General features: G+C 45.3%; 26 protein-coding genes. 6 read left to right on the plus strand and 20 right to left on the minus strand.

Features of this window, described 5'->3' with window-relative positions; translation table 11 throughout:
* Positions 1-123 precede the first annotated feature (123 nt).
* The 12 genes from NSU16_RS17200 to NSU16_RS17255 form a co-directional block, all read right to left on the minus strand.
* Positions 124-1,887: an ABC transporter ATP-binding protein gene (locus NSU16_RS17200; RefSeq protein WP_268447085.1), complete on the minus strand. Its 1,764-nt coding sequence runs from the start codon at positions 1,885-1,887 to the stop codon at positions 124-126.
* Positions 1,888-2,065: 178 nt separating this feature from the next.
* On the minus strand, positions 2,066-2,425 hold the full coding sequence (locus NSU16_RS17205) for a hypothetical protein (RefSeq protein ID WP_010332006.1): 360 nt from the start codon (positions 2,423-2,425) through the stop codon (positions 2,066-2,068).
* Between the two features lie 14 nt (positions 2,426-2,439).
* On the minus strand, positions 2,440-4,326 hold the full coding sequence (locus NSU16_RS17210; protein ID WP_339191618.1) for a DUF6792 domain-containing protein: 1,887 nt from the start codon (positions 4,324-4,326) through the stop codon (positions 2,440-2,442).
* Positions 4,316-5,038, minus strand: a complete 723-nt coding sequence (locus NSU16_RS17215; protein ID WP_339192714.1) for a lipoprotein YvcA — start codon at positions 5,036-5,038, stop codon at positions 4,316-4,318. Before NSU16_RS17215 ends, NSU16_RS17210 begins: the two co-directional genes overlap by 11 nt.
* Positions 5,039-5,287: 249 nt before the next feature.
* The gene (gene hisIE / locus NSU16_RS17220) at positions 5,288-5,908 is read right to left on the minus strand and encodes a bifunctional phosphoribosyl-AMP cyclohydrolase/phosphoribosyl-ATP diphosphatase HisIE (RefSeq protein WP_339191619.1); all 621 of its coding nucleotides are present in this window, start codon (positions 5,906-5,908) and stop codon (positions 5,288-5,290) included.
* Positions 5,905-6,663 carry an imidazole glycerol phosphate synthase subunit HisF gene (gene hisF / locus NSU16_RS17225; protein WP_339191620.1) on the minus strand — a complete coding sequence of 253 codons (759 nt, stop codon included), beginning with the start codon at positions 6,661-6,663 and terminating at the stop codon, positions 5,905-5,907. Before hisF ends, hisIE begins: the two co-directional genes overlap by 4 nt.
* On the minus strand, positions 6,660-7,397 hold the full coding sequence (hisA, locus tag NSU16_RS17230; protein WP_339191622.1) for a 1-(5-phosphoribosyl)-5-[(5-phosphoribosylamino)methylideneamino]imidazole-4-carboxamide isomerase: 738 nt from the start codon (positions 7,395-7,397) through the stop codon (positions 6,660-6,662). The genes hisF and hisA overlap by 4 nt, the downstream gene beginning before the upstream one ends.
* Positions 7,394-8,032, minus strand: a complete 639-nt coding sequence (gene hisH / locus NSU16_RS17235; RefSeq protein ID WP_010332012.1) for an imidazole glycerol phosphate synthase subunit HisH — start codon at positions 8,030-8,032, stop codon at positions 7,394-7,396. Before hisH ends, hisA begins: the two co-directional genes overlap by 4 nt.
* A complete protein-coding gene (gene hisB / locus NSU16_RS17240; RefSeq protein ID WP_168748839.1) occupies positions 8,033-8,617 on the minus strand; it encodes an imidazoleglycerol-phosphate dehydratase HisB in 585 nt (194 codons plus the stop codon).
* Positions 8,614-9,897, minus strand: coding sequence for a histidinol dehydrogenase (gene hisD, locus NSU16_RS17245; RefSeq protein WP_339191623.1), 1,284 nt, complete (start codon positions 9,895-9,897; stop codon positions 8,614-8,616). Before hisD ends, hisB begins: the two co-directional genes overlap by 4 nt.
* The gene (gene hisG / locus NSU16_RS17250; RefSeq protein ID WP_229149409.1) at positions 9,894-10,535 is read right to left on the minus strand and encodes an ATP phosphoribosyltransferase; all 642 of its coding nucleotides are present in this window, start codon (positions 10,533-10,535) and stop codon (positions 9,894-9,896) included. The genes hisD and hisG overlap by 4 nt, the downstream gene beginning before the upstream one ends.
* Complete coding sequence (locus NSU16_RS17255; RefSeq protein ID WP_339192715.1) at positions 10,528-11,703, minus strand: ATP phosphoribosyltransferase regulatory subunit; 1,176 nt, start codon at positions 11,701-11,703, stop codon at positions 10,528-10,530. The genes hisG and NSU16_RS17255 overlap by 8 nt, the downstream gene beginning before the upstream one ends.
* A gap of 247 nt (positions 11,704-11,950) precedes the next feature.
* On the opposite strand from NSU16_RS17255, the gene NSU16_RS17260 reads away from it, so the two are divergent.
* Positions 11,951-12,700: a C39 family peptidase gene (locus NSU16_RS17260; RefSeq protein ID WP_339191624.1), complete on the plus strand. Its 750-nt coding sequence runs from the start codon at positions 11,951-11,953 to the stop codon at positions 12,698-12,700.
* Between the two features lie 249 nt (positions 12,701-12,949).
* Positions 12,950-13,615, plus strand: coding sequence for a pectate lyase (locus NSU16_RS17265; RefSeq protein WP_286057904.1), 666 nt, complete (start codon positions 12,950-12,952; stop codon positions 13,613-13,615).
* A gap of 20 nt (positions 13,616-13,635) precedes the next feature.
* Here NSU16_RS17265 and hprF read toward each other — a convergent pair whose 3' ends face one another.
* From hprF to hprK, 5 genes are read right to left on the minus strand one after another with little or no spacing between them, the layout of a single operon-like run.
* Positions 13,636-14,157 (minus strand): heptaprenylglyceryl phosphate O-acetyltransferase, encoded by a 522-nt coding sequence (hprF, locus tag NSU16_RS17270; protein ID WP_268504557.1) that lies wholly within the window; start codon positions 14,155-14,157, stop codon positions 13,636-13,638.
* Between the two features lie 3 nt (positions 14,158-14,160).
* Entirely contained in the window at positions 14,161-14,811 is a 651-nt protein-coding gene (gene ppaX / locus NSU16_RS17275; RefSeq protein WP_339191625.1) for a pyrophosphatase PpaX, read from the minus strand.
* Complete coding sequence (locus NSU16_RS17280) at positions 14,808-15,746, minus strand: nucleoside recognition domain-containing protein (RefSeq protein WP_339191626.1); 939 nt, start codon at positions 15,744-15,746, stop codon at positions 14,808-14,810. Before NSU16_RS17280 ends, ppaX begins: the two co-directional genes overlap by 4 nt.
* Before the next feature lie 23 nt (positions 15,747-15,769).
* Positions 15,770-16,579, minus strand: a complete 810-nt coding sequence (gene lgt, locus NSU16_RS17285; RefSeq protein ID WP_229149424.1) for a prolipoprotein diacylglyceryl transferase — start codon at positions 16,577-16,579, stop codon at positions 15,770-15,772.
* A gap of 13 nt (positions 16,580-16,592) precedes the next feature.
* Entirely contained in the window at positions 16,593-17,525 is a 933-nt protein-coding gene (hprK, locus tag NSU16_RS17290; protein ID WP_010332023.1) for an HPr(Ser) kinase/phosphatase, read from the minus strand.
* Between the two features lie 184 nt (positions 17,526-17,709).
* Here hprK and nagA point away from each other — a divergent pair, with 184 nt between their 5' ends.
* From nagA to NSU16_RS17305, 3 genes are read left to right on the plus strand one after another with little or no spacing between them, the layout of a single operon-like run.
* Entirely contained in the window at positions 17,710-18,900 is a 1,191-nt protein-coding gene (gene nagA / locus NSU16_RS17295) for an N-acetylglucosamine-6-phosphate deacetylase (RefSeq protein WP_339191627.1), read from the plus strand.
* Positions 18,897-19,625, plus strand: coding sequence for a glucosamine-6-phosphate deaminase (gene nagB, locus NSU16_RS17300; protein WP_339191628.1), 729 nt, complete (start codon positions 18,897-18,899; stop codon positions 19,623-19,625). The genes nagA and nagB overlap by 4 nt, the downstream gene beginning before the upstream one ends.
* A 13-nt stretch (positions 19,626-19,638) precedes the next feature.
* Positions 19,639-20,370, plus strand: a complete 732-nt coding sequence (locus tag NSU16_RS17305) for a GntR family transcriptional regulator (RefSeq protein ID WP_339191629.1) — start codon at positions 19,639-19,641, stop codon at positions 20,368-20,370.
* 19 nt (positions 20,371-20,389) lie between these two features.
* Here NSU16_RS17305 and NSU16_RS17310 read toward each other — a convergent pair whose 3' ends face one another.
* On the minus strand, positions 20,390-24,265 hold the full coding sequence (locus NSU16_RS17310) for a metallophosphoesterase (RefSeq protein WP_339191630.1): 3,876 nt from the start codon (positions 24,263-24,265) through the stop codon (positions 20,390-20,392).
* 164 nt (positions 24,266-24,429) lie between these two features.
* On the opposite strand from NSU16_RS17310, the gene NSU16_RS17315 reads away from it, so the two are divergent.
* A complete protein-coding gene (locus NSU16_RS17315; protein WP_010332028.1) occupies positions 24,430-24,903 on the plus strand; it encodes a MarR family transcriptional regulator in 474 nt (157 codons plus the stop codon).
* 37 nt (positions 24,904-24,940) lie between these two features.
* Here NSU16_RS17315 and NSU16_RS17320 read toward each other — a convergent pair whose 3' ends face one another.
* Complete coding sequence (locus NSU16_RS17320) at positions 24,941-26,161, minus strand: cytochrome P450, cyclodipeptide synthase-associated (RefSeq protein ID WP_010332029.1); 1,221 nt, start codon at positions 26,159-26,161, stop codon at positions 24,941-24,943.
* A 14-nt stretch (positions 26,162-26,175) separates the two neighbouring features.
* Positions 26,176-26,922, minus strand: a complete 747-nt coding sequence (gene pchC / locus NSU16_RS17325) for a cyclo(L-leucyl-L-leucyl) synthase (protein ID WP_010332030.1) — start codon at positions 26,920-26,922, stop codon at positions 26,176-26,178.
* Between the last annotated feature and the right edge of the window lie 33 nt (positions 26,923-26,955).

Here is a 26,955-nt window from a genome sequence, read left to right on the forward strand (position 1 = left end):
TACCCTCCGTTTTATACAATATTACCGTCAGTAGTATACCATAAATCGTAAGCTCCTCAATAGTTCAAAAGGAAGGATTGGGAAAATCCCTCCTCTTTTTTTACTGGCTGAATCAACCAGAATTTACCCGGCTTTGTTTTCTAAATCCGCATTCATTTTCAGCTGCTGTTCAGCAAAATCTCTGTAAAGGTCATGGGAAGCCATTAATTCATGGTGCGTGCCCCGTCCCGTAATTTCCCCTTTTTCAACAAATAATAGCTGATCTGCATCTACAACAGTCGATAAGCGGTGAGCGATGACAATTGTTGTCCGGCCTTCCATCAGCACCTCAAGTGCCTGCTGCACTGATTTTTCAGATTGACTGTCGAGGCTGGAAGTCGCTTCATCAAGCATCAGAATGCTCGGGTCCCGGAGAAGCGCCCTGGCAATCGCAATTCTTTGTCTCTGTCCGCCCGACAGCATGATGCCGCGTTCACCCACTTCAGTATCAAGCTGATTCGGCAGCTCCTTAATAAAATTAAGAGCGTATGCCATCTCCGCTGCTTTTTCGATGTCGGCATCCGTTACCTCGCGTTCTAGCCCATAACAAATATTGTCTCTGATCGTTCCCGACATTAACGGACTTTCCTGTGACACATAGCCGATATGCTGACGCCACGATTCGAGCGAATACGTATCCACCGGCTCATCTCCCAGCCGAATGGTTCCTTCAGTCGGAGAATAGAAACGCTCAAGAAGCTTAAACAGCGTGGTTTTTCCGCCGCCGCTCGGTCCAACAATTGCTGTTACTTTTCCCGCTTCAATAACGGCGCTGATATCCTTCAAGATCAGCTGCTCAGCATTATAGCCAAAGGACACATGATCGAGCCGGATAGGCAGATGCGCGTTGTCAATTTGGTTTCCTGTGACGGTATCTTCCTCTTCCTCTGCCAAAATCTCAATCATTCGTTCTGTTGCACCGATTGATTTTTGCAGCTGTGTGAAGAACGTTGTAATCTGGCCCATCGGCATAATGATTTGAAACAAATATAAAATAAAAGCCACGAGTGCCCCGGCAGTCAATTCGCCTGATGACACCTGCATACCGCCGTACCCAATAACAGCCACGAGCGCGGCCATTAATACGAGAGAAATAAGCGGTCCGACAAGCGATTGCACCTTCGCCTCACGAACCCCAAGCTGGAATAATGAAGAAATCCCCAGTTTCCCGCGTCTGTATTCGACTTCCTCTGCATTTGAAGCCTTCACAAGCCTGATTTCCGGAAGGATTTGATTCAGCAACCCCGTAAAACGTGCGGTTTCATCTTGGGTTTCCCGAGAAATGGAAAACATCTTCTGCCCGATCGGCACTAGGATCAAAGCTGCTAATGGAACAACAACTAAAACAAGCAGCGTCAGCTTCCAGTTCATAATGAATAAGATAGTGAGTGATCCAATGACCGAAATGATGCCTGTTATAAATCCGCTGATATGGCTGGTAATCAGCTCTTTTACCACCATCGTATCATTCGTGACCCGGCTGACAGTTTCACCGGAAGCGTTAGTATCGAAATAAGATACAGGAAGCTTAATTAATTTCTTCCATAATAAATCCCTTAGCCCAGAGATGATTTTTTGCCCGCTATAGTTTAGTGCGTATGTAGCGTAGGCGCTTAAAGCGGCTTGGATAAGAAAAACGAGCGCAATCAGCCCGATTTGTGTGCCGGACAGCGCTGACATGGAAAAACCGTCGACAAGCTGTTTCGTTAATAGAGGAATCAGCAGGCTGACCAGTGTTGTGACAATACTGAGAATCAGCGCAAAGGCGAGCTTTCCATAGGATGGGTTTGTCTGTTTCACTAATGCAAAAAAAGCTTTGAATTTTCTTTTAGGTTGCTGTGTTGGCATAGTATTTTTCCTCCTGTTTCAATCCCTTTACGCGGTCAGCAAGGTTGAACGGAATATAATAGGATTATTTTTACTCTTTCTAAATCATATCAATGGAGAGAGACTTTTTCAGTATATTTTTCTTGTACACTGAAAATAAAAATCCCCTATTCATGACTCGAATAGGAGACGTTTCATATTATAGATCCTTTTCAGGCTTCTTTTTTCGGTACGTTAAGGTAACATCTTGCTGTCTCAGGTCCTCAATGATCATTTTGAACCGGTCAACCTTTGCAGTATGCTCTTCTTTTATCGTTTGAAGTGCAGTCTTCTGCTTTTCGCTTTTCGATTCAAGCTCTTCTTTTATTTTTTTGACAATCATTCCTTTTTGCCCTTTGATTTCTTCTTTTAATGCAGATTCGAATTTTTTAGTCAGGCTGAGAATGTCGTTGATGGGTTTATTGAGACTGCCTGCTTTCCCCTTCATTTCGTCATGGGTTAGAAACATATAGGTGGTTGATACAACTTCTGTTTCACTTTCTGAAAATAAGGAAGTCACTCTGTCTATTCCTCCTAAGGCTGAAAATCGAATAACTGTGAGATCATTTCTTCTTTTTCAAATAGCTTTTCGATGCTCTCGCGGATATTTTTGATAAAATTCTTTTTTTCCGTTGTCTGTTTTTTGAGTTCTGCAACAATTCCGTCATTAGCAGGGAGTGCACCTGTATGGAACGATTCATGAACTGATATTTTCTCTAATTTATCGAATGTGTGACTGAAACCGGCCGCAAGCCGGAATTGAAGATCGAAGGCATATTGCGAAGGGTTTTCTTCCATATGTTGAATCGCCGTGATGATTGCCTGTTTTTTGTCTATAAACGCTTCATCGATTTCCTGCCGGAATACCTTTTGGTAGGCAGAAATCGCATCTTCCATATCTTCAACGATCTTCATGCCGTTTTGATAGATTCTGACAGCGGACGAGATATTGACTTTAATCGTTTCTCCCGAGCCGCTCTTCCCTGTAAAGTAAATATCGGAGCCTTTATAGCTGAAGCCTTTTTCCTTTGATAATGCGTTCAACATTTGAACGATGCTGTGGCCGTCGACGATGAGTTTTAATGCGTCTTTTGTTTCTGCGTCGAGTGTTTCAAAAGAAGAAATCATTGATTTTACATACTCCACAATTTTACCAACATCATTTAGAGCTTGCGTGAATTGGCCATGCTTTAGATGATCAATGAAATCATCGTATTGTAATTCTATACCTTTCATACTCGCATTAAGATTAGATAACTCTTTTTTTATGACTTTTTTCTGTGTATCATCAATATAACTATTTTCAGCAAGCTGATCTACAATAGGCCCACTGTTCCCCAACAGGGTGTGAAGAAAACCTAAAAAGGCTGGTAGCTGCTCTTTAATTCGGCCATACATTTGCTTAACATCATCAAAATTTTCATAAATAACACTTGCTTTCGCTAAAACGCCGTCTGTATGCTTTACTTTTTCTATCAATTCTATGTCTATCCCGCTGGCTGCTTTTACAAAACCGTTTAAGCCGTCTTTTTCATAGTCACCCTTATATTTTTGAAGGTATTCCTGCATCGACCTTACGTCTTCATTAGGAATCCCATCCATAATGTTTCGGATGCCTTTCACACTTGTGTTCGTATCCGCCATCTTCACATCGCCGAATGTAATGAAATCCGCCTTGCCGCTGACTCCGTACAGCGGGTCATCTTTTGATATGCGTTGGGTGATGTTTGCTGTGACGCCTTTGTCTTCATAATATTTGGTGATAGCTTTTTTGAGGTCGTCTTTTGGGATTGAATTTAACTCTTTAAATGTATTTACTTTAAACTTTTTAAGCATTGTGTATCTTAAATGATCATCTGCCTTTAATAAATGATCTACACTTACTTGAGCTCCATTTACACCATAAACTTCATCGTATTCTCCATCAATTAATTGCACCATCACTTGATTATTATTGGCTAGTGAATGTCCCAAGGCAAATGTTCTTAAACTTTCGTCATTGCCGGCTTTCTTTTTTGCTTCAATAGTAAACTCTTTAGCGGCATTATATTGACTATCATCCATTCCAAGAAACAAACCAAAAAAATTATAAGTCCAATCTTTATTATCTGCACTGCCTTCAGATATAATATGAAGTTCATTTACATCATGCTTTTTATCTGTAACGTGAATAGCAGTACCATCATAACCTGAGTCTTTATTTTGGCTGACCAGATCTTTAGAAGTATAAATTTCTATTTTTTGTATGAATTCTTGGTGAGTTTCTTCTTTGTAAATTCTTCGGACATCCGCTTCAAAATCTTCCTTAGCTTTTTGTATTACCTTAGGATCTGAAGAAGCAAACTTTTGTTTATAACTGTATTCCAAATTGATAAGACGTAGTTTTATATTTTCGTCTTCAAAAATATTTTTATTTCCCATCTTCCTTCTCCTTCTTATTTAAAATGAAGGTAACGGAGTTTAGTATTTTTTTAACCTTTTTTTCATAGTCTTCTGGCTTTTGGTTGCAGGTCTGAGTATTGGCTGAACAACTAAACATGAAAGAATACTCCATTCCTAAATAACCTTGTTCTTTCGATTTTATATAACCAAGATAGATATAGGATGGTTTATCTTCTTTCTCAAAGTTCTCTTGTTTTGAAGCAAAATAAATATCCTTTTCTTTTGTTTCTATTTTTTCAAAGTTACCTTTGTATTCATTTTTACCGCTAACTATATCCAGCATAGTCTCCGGGTTATTTATAAATGATTCATTCTGATAAAACTTTACTGAGGCATTCATCACTATATTCTTTTCTTTATTAACACTGTCAAAAAATAGAGACTCGTTTGTCTTTGAAGTTTCAGAGTCGGAATACTCCGCATCCTCCGGAAACAACATCCTAAATCCCTTCAGCTTAGACTCCAGCAAATAGTACCCAGGCTCCTCTTCCTTCGTTGACACCATGTACTCTCTCGTTTTCTCGTCCTGAAACGCGGGAACTTGCGGCAGGTCTTTTGGGTCCATGTCTTTTGGTTTTACGGCTTCTGTTTTATTTTCATTGTTTTTGCTGTTTTTTTCGTTGTCGTTCATACTGCATCCTCCTGTCAGGGCAAGTAATAAGCTGAAGCAAATAAAGATAATCTTTTTCATTACGAACCTCCAAGGGTTTTGTGAGATGATTCTATTTTTCAAAAGTAATACTATTGACCCGGTTACGGGGTGATTATATTATCCTTTTCCATGTTACATCATGGCGGAATTTGGATAAATAGGAAATCAGACTTGGTTTTGACCTTCTTTTATCCATTCGGAGCGTGAAACACCTATCGCATTACAAAATACCCATTACATTTTCCTTATAACAAAAAAGAGCCTTTATCCATAGGCTCTTTCCATTTACTATTCAGAATGGCGTTTTCTCAGCACTTCAAGCACATCATCCAGCGGCAATGCTTGTTCTCTGAGCAGGACAAGGAGATGATACAGCAGGTCTGCCGCTTCCCATTTCAGTTCCTCGTGGTCACGGTTTTTGGCGGCGATGATGACTTCTGATGCTTCTTCGCCGACTTTTTTCAAAATCTTATCCACGCCTTCTTGGAAGAGGTAAGTGGTGTAAGCTCCTTCAGGCATTTCAGCTTGGCGTTCTGCAATGATGCGCTCCAGCTCACTTATGATGTCAAATCGGCCGGAGGTTTGTTCTTCTGTCTGTTCCTTTGTGAAACAGCTGTAGCTGCCGGTGTGGCATGCCGGACCGGACGGCTCTACAAGCACGACCAGTGCATCTTGGTCGCAGTCATATCGGATGCCTTTGACGGCTTGCGTATTCCCCGATGTTTCTCCCTTGTGCCATAGCTCCTGCCGCGAGCGGCTGTAAAACCATGTTTCTTTTGTTTCCATTGTTTTTTCGTATGATTCCCTGTTCATATATGCAAGTGTCAGCACTTCTTTGCTTGCCGCGTCCTGCACGATGGCGGGGATTAATCCGTCTTCGTTAAAACGCAGTTCATCTGCCTGTTTCATCTCACATTCACCCCGTACTCTTTCAAATATGATTTCACTTCTTTAATTGATGTTTCTTTATAGTGGAAAATGGAGGCAGCCAGCGCGGCGTCCGCTTCTCCTATTGTAAAAGCCTCGAGCATATGCTGAGCGTTTCCTGCTCCCCCTGAGGCGATGACAGGAACCGGAACAGCTTCTGACACGAGCTTTGTCAGCCTGTGGTCAAAGCCTTTTTTCTCCCCATCTGAGTCCATGCTGGTCAGCAGGATTTCTCCGGCTCCGCGTTTGACGGCTTCCTTCGCCCACGCTGTAACTTCCCAATCCGTTTTCTTTCTGCCGCCGTGCGTGTAGACCTTGTATGAGTCAGATGTTTCGTCGTACTTGGCGTCTATGGCGAGTACGATACATTGAGATCCGAAAAACGCCGCGCCTTCGGTAATCAGCTCGGGACGGAGAACAGCTGCCGTGTTTACAGAAACTTTGTCCGCGCCGGCACGCAGAATCGTTTTCATATCGCTAAGCTGATTGATGCCGCCTCCGACTGTAAACGGAATCGCAAGCTTTGCAGCAACCTGCTCTACGACGTCAACCATCGTTTTGCGGCCTTCGTGCGAAGCGGAAATATCAAGAAACACCAGTTCATCCGCGCCTTCCTGGTCGTATGCTTCCGCCAGCTCGACAGGATCACCGGCATCCTTCAGTTCAAGAAATTGAATCCCTTTGACAACGCGCCCTTCTTTCACATCAAGACAAGGGATAATCCGTTTTGTTATCATTTCCCCTTCATCCTTTCAATCGCCTCGCCAAGTGTAAACTGGTTGGTATACAGCGCTTTTCCGATAATGGCTCCAGAAACCCCATTCGCATGATAACGGGCAAGAGCTTCAAGATCCGCAATAGAGCTGACTCCGCCAGAGGCGATGACAGATTTTCCGGTTTCTTTCGCGAGTTCCACTGTGCTTTCGATATTGGGGCCTGACAGCATCCCGTCTGTGGCGATATCAGTAAAAATAAAAACTTCTGCGCCTTCGTTGGCGAGCTCTTTGCCGAGTTCAGCCGCCTTAAGACTTGAGGTCTCCAGCCACCCTTCTGTTGAAACAAATCCGTTTCTTGCGTCCAGCCCGATGGCTATCCTTTCACCATACTCTTTCAGCATTTTTTTCACAAACGGCGGATCAGAAACAGCGGAGCTTCCCAGGATCACGCGATCGACTCCTGCCGATAAGTAATCGTAGACGTCGCTTTCCGAACGAATGCCACCGCCGATTTCGACTTTCAGATTGAGCTTTTGTACAATTTCGATGACATGACGGTCATTTACTTTTTTTCCTTCCTTCGCGCCGTCAAGATCAACTAGATGAATCCATTCAGCCCCCTCACTTGCAAATAACGAGGCCATGTCGAACGGCGAATCGCCGTATACGGTTTCCTTGCTGTAATCGCCTTGAACGAGACGTACACATTTGCCGTTTCTCATATCAATGGCCGGATATAATGTAAAAGCACTCATTTTTTCACCTTCTGTTCTGCTGCCATTTTAGTGAATTGGATTAAGATAGACATTCCGACCGCACTGCTTTTTTCCGGGTGAAACTGAGCGCCGAAGATGTTCTCTTTTCCGACAACCGCAGGCACCTGCACACCGTACTCGGCACTTGCCAGTAGCGCGTCGTCATCCATTCCGTCAATATAATAGGAATGGACAAAATAAGCGTAGCCTTCTTCTACTCCGGCCAGCAGCGGAGATTCGTTATGAAAGGAGAGGCGGTTCCATCCCATATGCGGAACCTTCAGCTTGTTTCCCTGCTGATCTTCCGGCTTCAGCCTGACTGCTTTTCCCTTTAACAAACCGAGACCTGCAGCGGTTCCATGCTCTTCGCTCTCATGAAACAAAAGCTGCATGCCGAGGCAGATCCCAAGAAGCAATCTCCCCTCTGACACCATCTTATGAATGAATTGATCGAGATTGGCGTTGCGCAAATTGTCCATCGCGTCCCCAAACGACCCGACTCCCGGCAAAATGAAAGCATCGGCTATACTCAGCTCCTCCGGAATGCCTGAAACAAAGTACGGTACGCCGACACGCTCCAGCGCCTTTGAAACGCTGTATAAATTGCCCATTCCGTAATCTATCACACCGATCATTTACAGCATCCCTTTCGTTGACGGAATCCCTTTGACACGCGGGTCTATCATTGTCGCTTCATCAAGCGCGCGTCCTAAGGCTTTAAAAACAGCTTCTATCATATGGTGTGTATTTGTGCCGTAATGAACGATCACGTGCAAGTTCATCCGTGCTTCAAGCGCCAGCTTCCATAAAAATTCATGTACAAGCTCAGTATCGAAAGTTCCGACTTTCGCTGCAGGAAAGTCAGCACGCATTTCCAAGTGCGGCCGATTGCTTAAATCAACCACTACCTGAGCAAGCGCCTCATCCATCGGCACAAACGCCGAGCCGTAGCGTTTGATGCCTTTTTTATCGCCTAGTGCTTCAAGCAAAGCCTGCCCTAAGCAAATGCCGATATCTTCAGTTGTGTGGTGATCATCAATATCGACATCACCTTTTGCATGAATGGAAAGATCAAATTGCCCGTGTTTTGTGAACAGGTCCAGCATATGCGTCATAAACGGCACATCTGTTTTGATTTCTGCTTGTCCTTCACCGTCTATTGCGAATGACAGTTCTATATCCGTTTCATTTGTTGTTCTGGCGCGTTCCGCTTTTCTCATTTCGAATTCCTCCGTTCTCTCGCTTCGATTGACCTGGCATGCGCTTCTAATCCTTCCAGTCTGGCAAAAGCTGCAATGCTTTCCGCATGTTCTTCAAAGGCTGATTGGCTGTATGAAATAATGCTCGATTTCTTTTGAAAATCCGTGACGTTTAATGGGCTTGAAAATCTGGCCGTCCCATTCGTCGGAAGCACATGGTTCGGTCCGGCAAAATAATCTCCGACTGGTTCAGGGCTGTATCGGCCTAAGAAAATTGCACCCGCGTGCTTAATATTGCCAAGCAAAGCTTCGGGAGACTGTGTGATGATTTCTAAATGCTCCGGGGCGAGCGTACTGACTGTATTGACCGCTTCATCTATCGTCTCAGCCACATAAATACATCCATAATCTCTCACTGAAGCTTCCGCAATATCTCTGCGCGGCAAGGTTTTAAGCTGCTCGTTCACCTCGGCTGAAACGGCCTCAGCCAGCGGCATGGAATCTGTGACAAGCACACATGAGCTAAGCATGTCGTGTTCCGCTTGTGACAGCAGGTCGGCGGCTATTTCACGAGGGATAGCAGTTTCATCAGCCAGCACAACGATTTCACTCGGTCCGGCAATCATATCAATATCGACATCACCGAACACCTCTCGTTTGGCAAGCGCGACATAAATATTTCCCGGGCCTGTAATTTTATCGACCGGCTCAATGGTTTCTGTCCCATATGCCAGCGCCGCAATTGCTTGAGCCCCTCCCATTTTGTAAATATCTTTGATGCCCAGCTCAGCAGCGGCGGCTAAGACTCCCGGAGACAGCCGTCCGTCTTTTCCCGGTGGTGTGACAAGAACGATTCTTTCCACGCCCGCTGTAAGCGCCGGAATGACATTCATCAAAACAGATGACGGATATGCGGCAGTTCCGCCCGGCACATAAACGCCGGCAGAATCAAGTGCCGTCACTTTCTGTCCCAGCATTGTGCCATCCTTTCTGTGATAAAACCAGGAAGATTGAAGCTGTCTTTCGTGATATTCAGTAATGTTTTTGATCGCTTGCCTGATCACCTGCAGCAGCTGGGGGTCCAGCAGTTTGTATGCTTCTTCAATTTCTTCTGTTGTGACTAATGCGCTGTCGAGCTTGATGCCGTCAAACTTGGCCGTGTAGTCACGAACGGCCTGATCACCATTTGCTTTTACATGTTCAATAATGGATCGGACCGCGTTTCTTTGTTCTTCCGTTCCGGCATCAATTGACCGCTTGAGAGAAAGCCGATCCGCGCCGCTAATGGTTTTGATTTTCATTTTGCCGTTTCTCCTTCCACAACAAGAGATAAACGGGACGCCATTTCGTCGATGACATCGTCCTTCATGCGATAGCTTACAGGGTTGACGATAAAGCGGGAGGTAATATCACAAATATGCTCTGTTTCAACGAGTCCGTTTTCTTTAAGCGTCTGGCCCGTAGATACGATATCGACTATTCTGTCCGCAAGCCCGATAAGAGGAGCAAGCTCGATTGAGCCGTTCAGCTTAATAATCTCGACTTGCTCTCCCTGCTCTCTAAAATAACCGGAAGCTACATTCGGATACTTTGTCGCAATTCTCGGCGCGACGCCGCTCCAGTTGGTATCAGGGAGTCCGGCAACAGCGAGATGGCATTTGCTGATTTTCAAATCAAGCACCTCATATACATCGCGCTCCTCCTCCAGCATGACATCCTTCCCCGCAATTCCGACATCTGCCACGCCGTGCTCCACATATGTGGTCACATCCATCGGCTTTGCCAAAATAAAGCGGAGATTTTCCTCCGGCACATCGATGATCAGTTTTCTGGAATCCTCAAACTCTTCCGGCAGCTTGTATCCCGCCTGCCGCAGCAGCCCTGCTGCTTCTTCAAATATTCTCCCCTTCGGCATGGCCATTGTGAGTAACTTACCCATTTTGCTCTTCCTTTCTGGCACCGATAAAATAAGTGACATTTGCAAATGATTTTGTCATCTGATCAATATTTTCAATCCCCAGTAAATCCTGAAGAACAACTTTTTTTCCTTTCAAACGCTCTTCATTCGCAAAAGCGATGGCCTGCACCCTCTGCTCTTTGCTGAAAATGACAGCATCGATTTCACTGGGTTCGTCTTTCATATGAAGCGCTTCAATCATTCGGTCAATCCGGAGCCCAAAACCCGTCGCCGGCGCTGGTGAATTAAAATGTCCCAGAAGCTTGTTATAACGCCCGCCGCTGCCAATCACAAAGCCGACACTTTCCGCGTACACTTCAAATAAAATCCCAGTGTAGTAGCTCATATGGCTGACCATATTCAGATCAAGACGGACATTTTCCGTACATCCGTAGTCTTCAAGAATCTCCCACAGTGCCTTCAGTTCATCAACAACACTTTTTCCTTGCACTGAATCGACGATTTCTTCTGCACGCTCGCATACTTCTATACTGCCCCGCAATTCGAGAAGCTCCAGTAACCTGTTTTTATCAATGGAGGAAAGCGGAAGAGATTTGACGTGCTCTCTGTAGCCGACATAATTCTTTTCATATAAAAACCTCCGGAGCACGTCTGCGCGTTCAACATTCCCGACAACCTCAACAAACAGGGCATCTGCAATGCCTGCGTGGCCGATTGCAATTTTAAATGAAGTCAGGCCGGCATTTTTTAACGCACCGACTACTAAGGCAATAACCTCTGCATCCGCACTTGTCGTGCCATCACCAATCAATTCCACTCCAACCTGCTCAAACTCGGCAGGACGTCCGCCCTCGCGTTCCTGGGCTCTGAACACATTTGCCGCATAGCCGACTCTGATCGGTTGATCATGTTTCAGCAGCTTTGAAGCCGCCACCCTTGCGATCGGTCCTGTCATATCCGGGCGAAGCACCAGTGTCTTGCCATCCTGATCCAGAAGCTTAAACAGCTGCTGCTCTTCAATTGCTGACTGCACACCAACCGTATCGTAAAACTCCAGCGTAGGTGTTTCCATAAATTGATAGCCCCATTTATCTATCATATCGGTTAACGATTGCCTCACCTTATTTTTCGTTTCATATAAACCGGGCAGTGTATCTCTCATGCCGTGTGGTTTTTCAAACATAAACATCAACCCGAGCACCTCCGTCATTGTTTGAAGGAAAATTCCGAATCCTTTAGTTCGCTAATATGATAATATGTTAGCAGATGAAAGAATGGAAATCAATCCTTAACTTTTTCACAAATATGTATCATTCGAAAATCCTCCTCCTAAATATGAAAAAATCATGAATAAAGAATGAAAGGTCAGTCATATCTCAAATTCTTTATGTTTGGCATGCTATAATACAAATCAAATAGAGAACAAGGAGTTAAAAATGAAAACACTGCGAACGTTATGTGTACTGATCATACTTTCTGCTGTCATTTTCTTCGGCATCAAAATATATGCAAAAGATATAGATATTTCGTTTTTCAAAATTGATATCGGTGCAACGAAGAATGAATCTGAAACAGCTGCAAACAAAGAGAAGAAACTGAGAGGAAGCGCCGAGCCGCTGGACGTCACGCTTTTCAATCAGATGGATGCCCCAAGACTCTATAATGGCTGTGAGGTGACGAGCCTTGCTATGGTGCTGAACTATGCGGGATACAACGTGACAAAGAATACACTGGCAAACCAGATCGCAACAGTGCCTTTGACATACACCAGCGGATTAAAAGGTGATCCGAATGACGGATTTGTCGGTGATATGGCGAACGGCCCGGGGCTAGGTGTCTATCACGGCCCGATCTATCAGCTCGCTAAAACCTATGCGGGGGACAATGTTTCTGATCTGACAGGAAAAAGCATCTCTGCTGTTTATGAGCAGCTTGAGAAAGGCAACCCGGTTTGGGTTATCACGACAGCCAACTTTACACCTGTTGACAACATGCAGACATGGAAAACGCCAAACGGAACGATCGATATCACGTACAGCGAACACAGTGTCGCCGTCACGGGTTATGATGAAAATTACGTGTATGTGAATGACCCTTATGGCTATAAAAACAGAAAAACAGACCGGACCAGCTTTGAAAAAGCATGGGTGCAAATGGGCAGCCAAGCCGTAGTCGTTCAAAAGTAAAGCTGCCCGTTTTCACAGGCTTTCCTTATGCTCTCTCCTGAGCAAATACGACAATATTCATGCTTGATGTTTACATCAGGTAACAATGACGCATTTTCCATTTATCATCCAAATTTGTCTTTACTTTCAGGCGGGCTATTTTTATGATTAATACAGATTCAGCCTTGCCCCGATCTATGTGAGAGAAGCCGGTGCAAGATGCTGACGCTTCTCTTACAAAACTAAAAATAGCCGGGGAGGATTTTATCATTGAAAAAAATCGTGTCTATCCTATTTATGTTCAGTTTGGTTATGGGCTTCAGCCAGTTTCAGACATTAACTGCTTATGCAGCTGACAAAGTGGTTCATGAAACAATTATCGTGCCAAAAAATACAACATATGACGGGAAGGGACAGCGGTTTGTAGCAGGAAAAGAATTGGGTGACGGAAGCCAGTCTGAAAACCAAAAGCCTGTTTTTCGTGTGGAAGACGGAGCAACTCTGAAAAATGTAGTGCTCGGCGCTCCTGCTGCTGATGGCGTGCACACTTATGGAAACGTTAACATTCAGAATGTGACGTGGGAAGATGTTGGTGAGGACGCGTTAACTGTGAAGAAGGAAGGAAAAGTAACCATTGACGGCGGTTCTGCTCAAAAAGCTTCTGATAAAATCTTTCAAATCAATAAAGCCAGCACGTTTACAGTGAAAAACTTCACTGCGGATAACGGCGGAAAGTTTATAAGACAGCTGGGCGGGTCGACTTTCCATACCGATGTTATTATCGACAGATGCACCATCACAAACATGAAGGAAGCGATTTTCCGTACGGACAGTAAAACGAGCACTGTCACCATGACGAACACTAGATACTCCAACGTCGGCAAGAAATGGATCGGCGTCCAGCACGTAACGGAAAAAAACAATACCCAATTTTAATATAAATAAAAAGCCCGCGGTTATTTGATCAGCGGGCTTTTTATTCTATCCTGCATTTCTTCCTTCGTGTATATAATTTTCATCGGATTTCCGCCGACAAATGCCCCGGCTGGCACATCCTTATGGACAAGCGTTCCAGCGGATACGATCGCGCCATTCCCTATTTCCACGCCTGGCAGAATGGTCGTGTTGGCGCCGATCATCACTTCGTCTCCGATCAGGACTTTACCGATTCGATACTCCTGAATTAAATACTCATGAGCCAAAATGGTCGTATTGTATCCGATGATTGAATTCGTTCCGACTGAGATCTTTTCCGGAAACATAATATCGGGCATCACCATGAGGGCAAAGGATGTCTGCTTTCCGACCTTCATCCTCAAAAACGTACGGTACAGCCAGTTTTTCATTCCTATAAACGGTGTATATCTCGCAATTTGAATGACAATGAAATTCTTCACTACCTTCAAAAAAGGCACCGTTTGATAGACATGCCACAGTGAGTTAGCTCCTGATACCGGATGCCGGTCTGTTTTTCTCACAGATTACTTCACTCCAACGATTTGTAATAGATCACTCATTTTCTCTAGCATATAGTCTGGCTCATGCTTCGCCAGCGCTTCCGGCCCTTTAATCGTCCATGCGACACCGGCTGTTTTTGTACCGGCATTTTTACCCGCCAGAATATCGTGATAGTTGTCACCGACCATGATGGCTTCAGCAGGCTCGCTTCCCAGCTGTTTCAGCGCCAGCAGTACAGGCTCGGGATCAGGCTTTGCCATCGTGACATCATCAAGTGTAACAACAGTTTCGAAAAAACCGCCAATTCCCGTTAGCTTAAGGCCCATATTGACAGTATCCCTTAACTTTGTTGTCACAATTCCTAATGTAAAGCCCGCTTTTTTTAGTTCATCCAGCGTTTCATAAACCGTTTCATATTCGGTGACAAGTGTGTCATGCATCTGGTGATTGTATGTTCTGTACATGCTGATCATTTCTTCAGTTTTCTCAGCATCCATGGAAGAAAACGTTTCAAAAAGAGACGGGCCGATAAACGCAAGCACATCCTCACGTTTATAGCGGCTCGGATAATAATGCTCCAGCGTATGCAAAAATGACGCGATAATTAATTCATTTGTATTAATAAGGGTTCCGTCTAAATCAAACAGAATCGTCGTTACTGGATGATCAGTCATACTGCTTCCTTTCCAACCGCTGAGGGTTTCCATTTTTTCCACGTATACGATATCGCCATCGTCAGCAGCACGGCCGTGGTGACTCGAATCAGCAGAAGCGGCCAAACCGGAATGCCAAGTGGAATAAAGACAAGTGTATCTTCAACGACAGCATGGCAGGCGACGAGAAATATAAAGGCCAGTGTCATGTCGCGCCTGCCAACGCCGTCATCTTCGACTGCTTTGATCATGACACCCGCTCCGTAGGCAAGGCCGATTGTCAAGCCGGTTACCATTGTCATGGAGGTATTTTTATTCATGCCCAGCATCTGTGTAAACGGAGACAGCCACTTAGAAAACGTGTGCAGCCAGCCTAAGTCTCGCATAAATTGAATGATGATCATCAGCGGGATTACAATCGCCGCCAGCTGCAACACACCAAGACCGGCTTTCATTAAAGCCTCGGCCAGCATCGCCAGCCAGCCGTCAGGCGCATCACCCTTTGAAGCAATAAAACCGTACTGCGCCATTTCCTGCCCGCCGTGCCAGATGAGATTAATGACGATTGCAGAAACAGCTGCCAAACCAATGCGCACTGCCAATATGACGCCAATCCTGATTCCGACCTTTGCTGCGACCGTCGATTCGATAATTAAGTTATGACAGAATGAAAGCATGACTGCTAAGATAAAAACTTCCTTCACGGATAAATCCAGTGTCAATATCCCGGCAATCCCCGCGTACAGATTCAGCATATTCCCAAGCACAAGCGGAATCGCCGCTTCGCCTGAGAGACCGAACAGGCCCATCACCGGTGTGATTAGCCTTACCAGCCAATCCATGACAGGCGTATGCTGAAGCAAAGTGACTACCAGTGTCACCGGAAAAATGACTTTACCGAGTGTCCATGTTGTCTGAAGACCTGCCGCAAGACCGGCCAGAAAAATCTTCTTCATCCCTCATCCCCCTTTGCTACCGTCTACTCTGCGTACCGCTTCGCCGAGTACCCCTTGACGCGTCTGAAGATGATGGCCGCCACAGCCAACACAATTAATACAATTGAGATCACCTGAGCGATGCGAAGCGAACTCGTCAGCATTAAGCTGTCAGTCCGCATTCCTTCAATAAAGAGCCTTCCGATTGAATACCAAATGATATAGGTTAAAAACATCTCGCCTCTCCGCAAATTCGCTCTGCGCAAAAGAAGCAGTATAATAACGCCGACAAAGCTCCATAGTGATTCATATAAAAAAGTAGGATGATAATATTGTCCGTTGATGTACATTTGATTAATGATAAACTCAGGCAGGTGCAGGTTTTCTAAAAAGGCTCTGCTGACCGCCTCCCCGTGTGCCTCTTGATTGACAAAGTTTCCCCAGCGGCCGATCGCCTGACCAAGCAAAATGCTTGGCGCCGCGATATCCGCAAGCTTCCAGAAAGAAATGTTTTTCACTCTTGAAAAGACATAGCCTGTCAAAATGGCACCGATTAAGCCGCCGTGAATCGCGATGCCGCCCTTCCAGATTTTTATGATTTCTCCCGGATGTTCTGCATAATAATCCCATTCAAATGCAACGTAATAAATCCGCGCGCAAATAATTGCAATTGGGATCGCAAAAAGGACGAGATCGATAAAAATATCTTTCTGCAGCCCTCGTTTTTCACTTTCTCTCATGGCAATCCAAAGCCCCAGCAAAGCACCGAGACCAATAATGATTCCGTACCAATGGACGGCTAACGGCCCTAGCTGAAACGCTATCGGATTGAGTGGTTCTATCGCTTCATTCATTTATTGCCAACTCCTATTCGTCTTGTTCACCGTCTTCAATGACATCCGCCAGCTTGTTGGTAAATTGCTCAGCGGCGTTTAAGCCCATCCGCTTCAATCTGAAGTTCATAGCAGCCACTTCAATAATGACCGCGAGATTTCGTCCCGGACGGACAGGGATCGTGAGTTTTGTAATTTCTGTATCAATGATTTTCATTGTTTCTTCTTCGAGTCCGAGACGGTCGTATTGCTTGCCCTGCTCCCAGAGTTCAAGATTCATCACAATTGTAATTCGTTTGTTGCTTCTGACCGCACCGGCACCAAACAGCGTCATGACGTTAATAATGCCGAGCCCTCTAATTTCAAGCAGATGTTCAATGAGCTCAGGGGCGTTTCCGACAAGGGTATCCTGATCCTCCTGCCGAATTTCAACACAATCATCAGCAACAAGACGGTGGCCTCTTTTCACAAGCTCCAACGCGGTTTCACTTTTTCCGACGCCGCTTTTCCCTGTGATCAGCACCCCGACGCCATATATATCGACAAGCACACCGTGAATGGCTGTGGTTGGCGCAAGTCTGCTTTCTAGGAAGTTGGTCAATCGGCTTGACAGTCTGGTCGTTTTCAAAGGCGATCTGAGGACAGGCACGCCGTTTTTCTCGGAAGCGTCAATGAGCTCCTGCGGGATAGGCATATCTCTAGACAGAATAATAGCTGGTGTTACATCCGTGCATAGAGAGTCCATGCGCTGCTTTTTATCCTCTTCCGGCAGCTGTTCAAAGAAAGAAAGCTCTGTTTTCCCCAGAAGCTGTACGCGCTCCCTAGGGTAATATGTAAAATATCCGGCAATTTCAATGCCTGGTCTTGATAAATCACTCATCGTAATCGGGCGGTTAATTCCTTCTTCTCCGCTGATCAATTCCAAATGAAACTGTTCCATTACATCTTTTGTCCGAACCTTTGCCACGATATGTTCCTCCTGTTCCGGGATAACCCGAGCTTGCTCAACAATAATTTCATTTTATCACTTTCGGGCTTGAACCTAAAACAGATTTTATAAAAGACTGGTAAACGTGTCAGCTGGTCTAGATCACTAGTCTGAAAAGGGGTAAAATAAACGTATTCATATATTCCAGAAAGGCGGATCAATTATGGCAGAGAGTCTTCTTCTCAGCGGCATCAGTATCGTGACAGAAAATGAAGTGATTAAAAACGGCTATGTTGGGGTCAAGGATGGAAAGATAAGCGCTGTCTCAGCAGAACGGCCAATAGAGCAATACGCAAAGGAAATTCAAGGCCCAAGGGATGCCGTGTTGCTTCCGGGGATGATTGATATTCATATCCACGGCGGCTATGGCGCGGATACAATGGATGCGAGCTTTTCCGCGCTCGATACCATGTCCTCAAGGCTGCCCGAGGAAGGCACAACGAGTTTTTTAGCGACAACCATCACACAGGAACACGGCCAAATTTCTCAAGCACTGGTAAACGCGAGAGATTGGAAATCTGCGGAGGATTCCTCTTCATTAGGTGCGGAATTGATCGGAATTCATTTAGAGGGTCCCTTTGTTTCACCTAAAAGGGCCGGAGCGCAGCCAAAGGAATGGATTAGGCCCTCAGACCTTGCACTTTTCAAGAAATGGCAGCAGGAGGCAGGGGGGCTGATCAAAATCGTCACGCTTGCACCGGAGGAGGATCAACATTTTGAGCTGATCCGTTATTTAAAAGATGAGTCGATTATCGCGTCAATGGGACACACGGATGCAGACTCCGCATTACTTTTGGAAGCCTTTGAAGCAGGTGCCAGCCATATGACTCATTTATACAATGCGATGAGCCCGTTTCATCATCGTGAACCCGGAGTGATCGGCACAGCCCTCGCCCATGAGGGTTATGTCACAGAGCTTATTGCCGACGGTATCCACTCCCATCCGTTAGCGGCAAAGCTTGCTTTTTTAGCAAAAGGCAGCAGCAAGCTTATATTGATCACCGATTCAATGCGGGCGAAAGGACTGAAAGACGGAGTCTACGAGTTCGGCGGACAAAGTGTGACAGTAAAGGGGAAAACAGCTCTTCTTCCGGATGGGACGCTTGCCGGTTCGATTTTAAAAATGAATGAAGGCGCACAGCATATGCGCGCGTTTACGAATTGCTCTTGGACGGATATAGCTAATATAACTTCAGCAAACGCGGCCAAACAGCTTGGCATCTTTGACCGAAAAGGCAGTATAACAGAGGGAAAAGATGCGGATCTTGTAATTGTCAGCAGTGAATGTGAGGTACTTCTCACCATCTGCCGCGGAAACATTGCATTTATATCCAAGGAGGCTGATCATATATGAAAGTAATCGAATGTCAATCGTATGAGGCATTAAGCCAAAAAGCTGCCGGAATTGTGGCTGAAACAGTCAGGGAAAAGCCTGATGCCGTTCTCGGTTTAGCGACAGGCGGGACACCGGAAGGCACGTACCGCGAGCTGATCCGCCTGCACCAAACAGAGAATCTTTCTTTTCAAAACATCACCACGATTAACTTAGATGAATACGCCGGGCTTTCCGGTGATGACCCAAACAGCTATCACTGCTATATGAATGAGCGTTTCTTTCAGCATATCGACAGTCAACCGAACCGGCATTTTATCCCTGATGGAAACGCAAGTGACTTGGAAGCCGAGTGCAAACGCTACGAACAATTGATTGAATCACTTGGCGGAGCGGACATTCAGCTTCTCGGCATCGGCCGAAACGGACATATCGGCTTTAATGAACCGGGAACCTCATTCCAGTCCCGCACACATGTCGTGGCATTAAATGAACAAACCCGTCAGGCCAATGCCAGATATTTTACCTCCATTGGCAAGGTGCCAAAAAAAGCCGTTACAATGGGAATTCAAACGATTCTCTCAAGCAAGCGGATTCTTCTGCTTATCTCTGGCAGAAGCAAAGCCGAAGCAGCAAAAAGGCTGCTGGACGGACAAGTCAGCGAGGAATTCCCTGCGTCCGCTTTGCACCTACATCCTAACGTTTCGGTTTTGATTGATCAAGAAGCCGCGGGATTCAGGCATTGAAAGGATTTTCGCTATGAATATCGATAAACAATCTCCTATCCCCATTTATTATCAGATTATGGAGCAAGTAAAAGCCCAAATAAAGAGCGGAGAGCTGCAGCCGGATATGCCGCTTCCTTCCGAGCGGGAATATGCCGAACAATTCGGAATCAGCCGGATGACGGTGCGCCAAGCGCTTTCTAATTTGGTCAATGAAGGTTTTCTCTATCGTCAGAAAGGCCGGGGCACCTTTGTCAGCAAGCTAAAAATGGAACAAGCGCTCCAAGGGCTTACAAGCTTTACAGAAGATATGAAAAGCCGCGGCATGAGGCCGAGCAGCAGGCTCATCGATTATCAGCTTATCGATTCGACTGAGGAGCTGGCCGCCATACTAGGATGCGGGCACCCGTCCCGCATCCACAAAATCACACGGGTTCGGCTGGCGAATGATATTCCTATGGCGATTGAAGCCTCACACATCCCATTTGAGCTGGCAGGTGAATTAAAACCGTCTCATTTCAAGTCGTCAATTTACGAGCATATTGAAAGGTACAACAGCACGCCGATTTCCCGCGCCAAACAAGAGCTTGAACCGAGTGCCGCAACACAGGATGAAGCAAACTTGCTCGGCATTCAAGAGGGGGCGCCAGTCCTGTTGATTAAACGAACAACGTATTTGCAGAACGGTACTGCTTTTGAGCATGTAAAATCTGTATACAGGGGCGACCGTTATACTTTTGTCCATTACATGGATCGGCTGTCATAAAAAAGTCTCCAACCCCTTTTTAAGGATTGGAGACACGGCGAAAATCAAATTGGTCTGGCGCTGGACGATAGGTTTCTTTTTTCGTCTTGAACTTCCAGATCGGTGATTTCGTTTTTCCGTTAAAGCTGTCTTCCACAATGGTGTACCAATAATAAACAGAATTCGGCTCTAGATTCTCCCAAAGGAATTCGGCGGTTTCCCCGCTTTTCACTTTCTCGCGTTTTCCGAGCTGTTCGTTTGTATAGACATTACATTCAAAATCATCGGTTTCTACTCTTTTCATTCTTGGCTTCAGATCAAGTTCCAGCGTAAACTCATCCTTGTTACCGTAACTATCTGTATCATAAAAGTTTTTATCATCCATATACGGTGAATAAGTGGATACATGCACCACATTGTTTGCCTGATCAAACTGCATCAAACGCAAATATCCTTGGCCGCCCTCTGGCCCGCCCTGATAATCAGCAAGCATTTGATGGACGAGACGATCCGGTTTTCCGTCTCCGTCATCATCCAGCTCATCTGTTTTTCTCATCGCGCTGTGATAATGTCCGCTTAACACCATCACGACATTCGGGTTCGGCTTGACAACTTTTTTGAAAATTTTCTCGCCGATCGGGCTTCTGTTCCCGCTAACGAGTAAATATTCATGAAAAGCTAAAACAGCTATCCTGTCAGGGTGCTTCTTCAGCACTTGATTCATCCATGCGATGTCTTCGTCCGTGATGCCCCAACCCATGTACAGCATGATATAATCATTGCCGCTGCTTGATATGAGGTCATAATGCCCGCGGTTATTTTTGTATGATTCTCCATAGTGCAGTCTCTTATCGAAACGGCGGCTGCCAAAGTATTTGCCAAACGCCCTGTAGGAGCCGTCCTTATGACCGACATCGTGGTTTCCGGCCAGCACGCCGTAAGGAATTCCGCTGTTGTCCAGGACTCGCATTGATTGATCAGCGTTTCTCCACTGTCTGATATCCGCGGAATCATCTACAATATCCCCTGTGTGAAACACGTATTTCATATTCAGCTTCCTTTGGTTATTTTTGATCCATATAGTCTGCTTATCAAAAATATGCGGATAGCTTTTTGCATAATACTGCGTGTCTGACATCCAGACAAAGGAATACATATCCTTCGCAGGAGGAATTTCGTCCTGAACAATGATATTCATCTTAGATTTCCGTACATAATCGGAAGCGATGACAGACGCCTTTAGCGTGAACTGTTTGTCATCTTTGGCAACGAAGCTGTCAACCGGCTGCCACTGGCTTGTCCGGTAATTCCAAGCATACATTGTCACTTTTCTCCCCGGCAGAGAGCTTCCTCTCCAAACGGCTTCAGCTAAATCATTCTCATCAATGGACGGGTCAACCGTCACTTCAAAACGGTGATAAGGAAAAAGCTCCTTCTCTTCCGTTGATACTGTTTTACCGTCAGCTCCTGACACCCGATTCATTTCTTCATTGGTAAACGGCGTCTCGCTTTCCGGCACAAAGCTTTTTGGAGGTTCAGTCAGTGATGCATGCTTGAAAATTTTCACACTATTTCTGTTTTGCGCCGTATATTGAAAGCCTTTGTAAAAGGACACATCCATCGCGTCATTCGTCGGATCCTTCACCCGCACCGAAAGCTTGGCTTTGTGCGTATCGGCATCGCTATTTACAATTTCCGGCTGGTCCGGATGCTCCCGCTCTGTCTTAAACGTCCGCTCAATAACCGTTTTATTGCCAGCCAAATCTGTTGCTGAGACTTTCAGCGTGTGTTTGCCCGGAGACAGCTCAGAAGTTGACGTATGATATGGGAGCGTAATGCTATCACCATCTAAAAATGCCTCTGTTTCCTCTATTTTGCTCCATTTATCAAACATATCTGCCTGCAGCACCAGGTTTCCTTTATACGTCTGTCCGTCCGTCACATTCGGTTCGATGTGCGGTCCTGAATTATCAACCCGCACAACAAAGCTCAGGTTTTCATTCCCGTCGCTTACTGCAATATGATGGGCGCCTTCAGTCAGCTTCTCTGTATCCCACTTCAGCAGCTGCGATGTAAACAGTCCATCAGGCAGATGAAATTGAAACGGCCAGCTTTTATTCGAGCGCTGATTATCCCCAATAAAAAGCTCCTTCTCGGGAGAAATACGCTCGTCCCTGATCACCGTTCCATCCGATAATACCAATCGGGCATTTTTGACTAAAAAATCATCACGGTTTTCAGCCGTATCAAACGGAGATACCTTTGAACCCGATCGTATCGTGATACGCTGCAGCTGCTTCCCTTTTTGAAGCAGCGTCTCCGGCAGAGGGACAGAGTAGGTGCGGTATTTATTTGTCGTATCATCGAAGACTTTTAAAACCTTGCCGTCCATCGTTACAGCATTTTTAAAGTAAAGGTTCGTTTTTCGGGTGTCGAACGCAAAATATACTTCTTTTTCCATGGCGGGCTCTGTCTGTTGTTTTTTTCCGTCAATCCAGAGCTTAATGCTGTCAGTCCGCCCGTCCGTGGTCGCTTTGAGAAACTGTGTCCCTGACAGTGTATCTCTGTTTTCTATATTCATCCGCAAACCGTGCGACTTGCTTGTTTGCTTAATATCAATCATTTTGACTGGCGTCTTCGCTTCATTGATCCCGTCACCGGCTACAACGTAATACTCAAGCTGATCCTTCCCGATCAGTTCAGGCGAGTAGACAATATAATGGTACAAATGATCGTTGCGGTCTTTTTCAGCGAAAATGCGTTTGAACGGTTTGTTTTCATCTGTCCGATAATAAAAGGCGGCCGTTCTCACTAAACTGCGGTCACGTATGTCAGCCCGCAGTTCAATGCTTTCAGCCGGGCGGACAGGCTTGCGGTCTGTTAAATCCTCTATAACCGGCTTTTCTTTATCAAGCTTCACTTTACGTTTTTGCTCTGGCACCTGCGCCTGTAAAATTGAGCCTGGCGACGGATTTTTTTCTGCTATTGAAATGTTGAGCAGTTCCGCTGTTCCATCGAGAGGGTATTTATAAAGCACAGACGACAGGCGGCGCAGCGCATGTTTCCGGTAGTGCGCAACTGAAATATCCTTTCCTGTATTCGTCGATATCGCAACCGCACGCGGCCGGGTATTCGCCATGCCCTCTGTTCCATCCAGCACCAACAGATTTTCTCCTTCTCTCAAATGTGTCTGATAGTGCCGGTTAAAATCATCCGCTGTCAACTCAGGATGTCCGACAGGCTTGAGCCAAAATACACAGGTTTCTCCAGACGGAATGACGACCCGCTGATCAGGTCTCCAAATCAGGTCGGAGTCCGGCCCTTCCTTCGGATAGCGGTAGCGAATGTGATAATCTTTAAAATCAATTGTTCTGTCGGTTGTATTATATACCTCAATAAATTCATAACCGTCTGTACGTCCGGTATTTTTCGTATCAACCGCAAGCTCGGTGATCAGCAGCTCCGGGATATGGGCGAGGTCAGCCTGATATCCATCCAGCTTCAGTGTCTTCGTTTCTGACTCCACCCGCTGCTTTCCATTCGAGAACACAATGTAATACTCGAGCTCGCTATTCCAGATTGACCTCTTCGGTATTTGCGCCAAAAACTGGCGGACAGCTCCGGGGGTTGGGTCCATCGGCACCATTTTATAGCCCAGTTCATTGCTTTGTTTATAAAACAAAAAGGCAGAAAACGATTGATACTCACTGTCACGCACATGCGCCTGAATGATCAGGTTGCCCTTCATTTCAGCCTTCACTTCAATTTGAGGAGGGTTTTCAAGCAAGGGTATGTAATGAGGCGTTTGGAACGGTTCCTGCTTTATGACAGGCAAGGCCTTCGCTTCATGATGGCCGCCAGACTGAACAAACAGAAAAGATAATAATAAAGAAGCAATGACTGTGTATTTTCTCATCACGGCACCTCCCTTTTCACGTATTTTGCGTCTGAACAGGGAAGCTTATGAGTTAATTTTTGTGTAAAAAGAACAAAAAGACACCGGTCTCTTGAAAGTTCCACTATTATCCAGTAAACTAAAAGTAGTTAACCGGTTAACGATAAAATCAGTGAGGCAGATTGATGGATAACAGCATTCATAATGAATTATTTCAAACCATACAGGAGTTCGCATTAAAAAGAGACAAGCACGTCTATCAAAAGGTACAGCTTCCCTCCCATGACATGCCGTCAGAAGACCATAAACATCCCAGAAAAAACTGGACACTGACCCAGCTTCATATTGTGTCCTACATACATACTAGACATAATGTAAACAACAGCTTCTTATCATCACAGTTACACATTTCAAAAGCAGCTGTTTCGAAAGCGATTCAAGCTTTGCTGAAACACAATATCATCAATGTATCCAAAAAACCCGGCAACAAAAAAGAAATTTATTATACGTTAACCGAGAGCGGCCAAGAGCTCGCGGCGTTCCATGAGCAGCTTCATGAAAAAGCAAAGATGCAATACACGCAGCTCTTCAATGAATTTACTATTGACGATTTAAAAACGGTGACTGCTTTTTTCAAACTTTGGGTCAAACATATGTAAAAAGGCCCCGCCCGCATTCGGGAGAGACCTGTCACTCTTATTGGGTACTGTCGAACGTAACATGAAGCGAAACAGGGCCGCGGGTATACAGACCGGACTCAGCATAGTGAAAACCTTCCTCTAATCTGATATTCCGCATCTTATCCAAAACAATATTGGCCACTATTTCAATTTCGGTTTTGGCAAAAGCTGCTCCTACACAGTTATGAATGCCAGACCCGAAAGCGAGATGCCGCGCGGCGCCGCTAAATGCGCTCTTGAAGCCGAGATCTTCCCGGTGAATATTAAACATATCAGGATGTTCAAACGCTTCTGGATCACGGTTAGCTGCTCCGATCATACAAAAAACAATCGTATCCTTTTTGATCTCCATACCGCCGACAACAGTATCTTGGGAAAGCTGCCGCGGAATCAGCTGGACCGGCGGTTTATAACGAAGAGTCTCCGCAATAGCCCTTGGCACTAGAGAACGATCAGCCAATACATCATTCATTTGTTCAGGATTGTTGAGCAAATGATACACCATAAGGGCCAGCGTCTTATCAGCTGGTTCAGTGGCCGCCAACAGCACATTGAGAATCAGCGCCAGTATATCCCTGTCGGACATGGCCATGCCTTCATATTCAGATGTACATAGGATGGAAATTAAGTCTGATCCCGGGTTGACACGGCGTTCTTCGATAACCGGCATTAAATAGCGTGAGAGCTGTTCACTGCACCACAAGGAATAGGCCTGTGCTTCTGGGGTCTGTGATATGCTCGTAATAAAATCGGCAACACCGCTATGCCATTCGGCGATTTTTTCGTGGTCCTTTTTATCCAGACCAAGCATGTCCATTGTGACACATACAGCAAACGTCTTTCCAAAATCGTTCACCAGATCGATTTTTCCCTTTTCGAGATAAGGGGTTAACAAGTTTTCTGCATTTTGTTTAATTAATGGTGTAAGATGTTCCAATGCATCTCCGACAAAGCTCCTCACCACGATTCTTCGTTTAGCCGAGTGTTCTTTCCCGTGCATTTGGGCCAGTACAGGACCCCGCATGACCGGCTCAGCACGTTTCACAAGTGATTTTGTTGTAAAAATATCAGGATGCTGCAGGACATAACGAACATCGTGATAACGGCTTATGAAATAACTGTCTATTGATTCTTCATAATGAACAGGATCTTCCTCCCGCAGCTGAGAAAAATAAGGATATGGATCTTCCTGAAATTGATCAGACAGCACGCTAAACATTTTAATCGATTGATTCATGTTAACTCCCCCCATCATCCTTCAGATGTTATCGATGTTTCAGAAAACACCGGCATCAATTCCTGCACAACAAGATAGCCTTGATTCGAACGCATACGAATAGAGAATTCATGATTACTGATCTTTTCGCCCAGCTTCCAAGGACGATGATAAGCAAGGAGCGTCTCTTCTACTTCAAGAATATCCGGAGCTCCAATAAAAAACGGAAGCTCAGCAATGACATATTCCACAGCCATATTCAGCATATCCTCACTGATTTCTTCCATCATTAAACTGATGCCGCGCGCACGTCCGATAATCGCTTCCCGAGACATCTCCAAACATGCATGACGAAAATGAGGCTGTTCGAAAAACGCGTTTTCAACTTCATGTCTCATCAGCTGATACGCTGTGTTTTCCGTAAAATCAGAAAATGTATGAATCGCACTTGGGTCCCCGCCGTGAGCCAAAAGTGCCCGTTCTGCAAATCTTCTGTTCCTCGATACCTCTTTTCTGACTTTTCGCTCAGCCTTGCCTCTGGGGGTGCCTAGCGCTTCAAGCAAATTAGCCGCCTCATGTCCCGCAAGCAAAACAGAAACGTTATCAAACTCAGCAGCCGCCCATTCGATCAGTCTGTAAATGTAATCTTCTGAAAACCTGCTGTTAAACGGGCTGATCCCGACCAGAACATGCCGGCGCCGTTCAAATATTTCTCTGCAATTTTGTGTCAAAGACTCAGCAGTAAAGCCCAAAGACATTCTATCCGTAACCATCTCTGTCATCTCATTCACCTCTCGACTTATCTGGCTTTAAGT

Origin of the sequence: Bacillus sp. FSL K6-1003, assembly GCF_037964945.1 — a bacterium.
In the GTDB taxonomy this organism is placed as follows: Bacteria; Bacillota; Bacilli; order Bacillales; family Bacillaceae; genus Bacillus; species Bacillus mojavensis.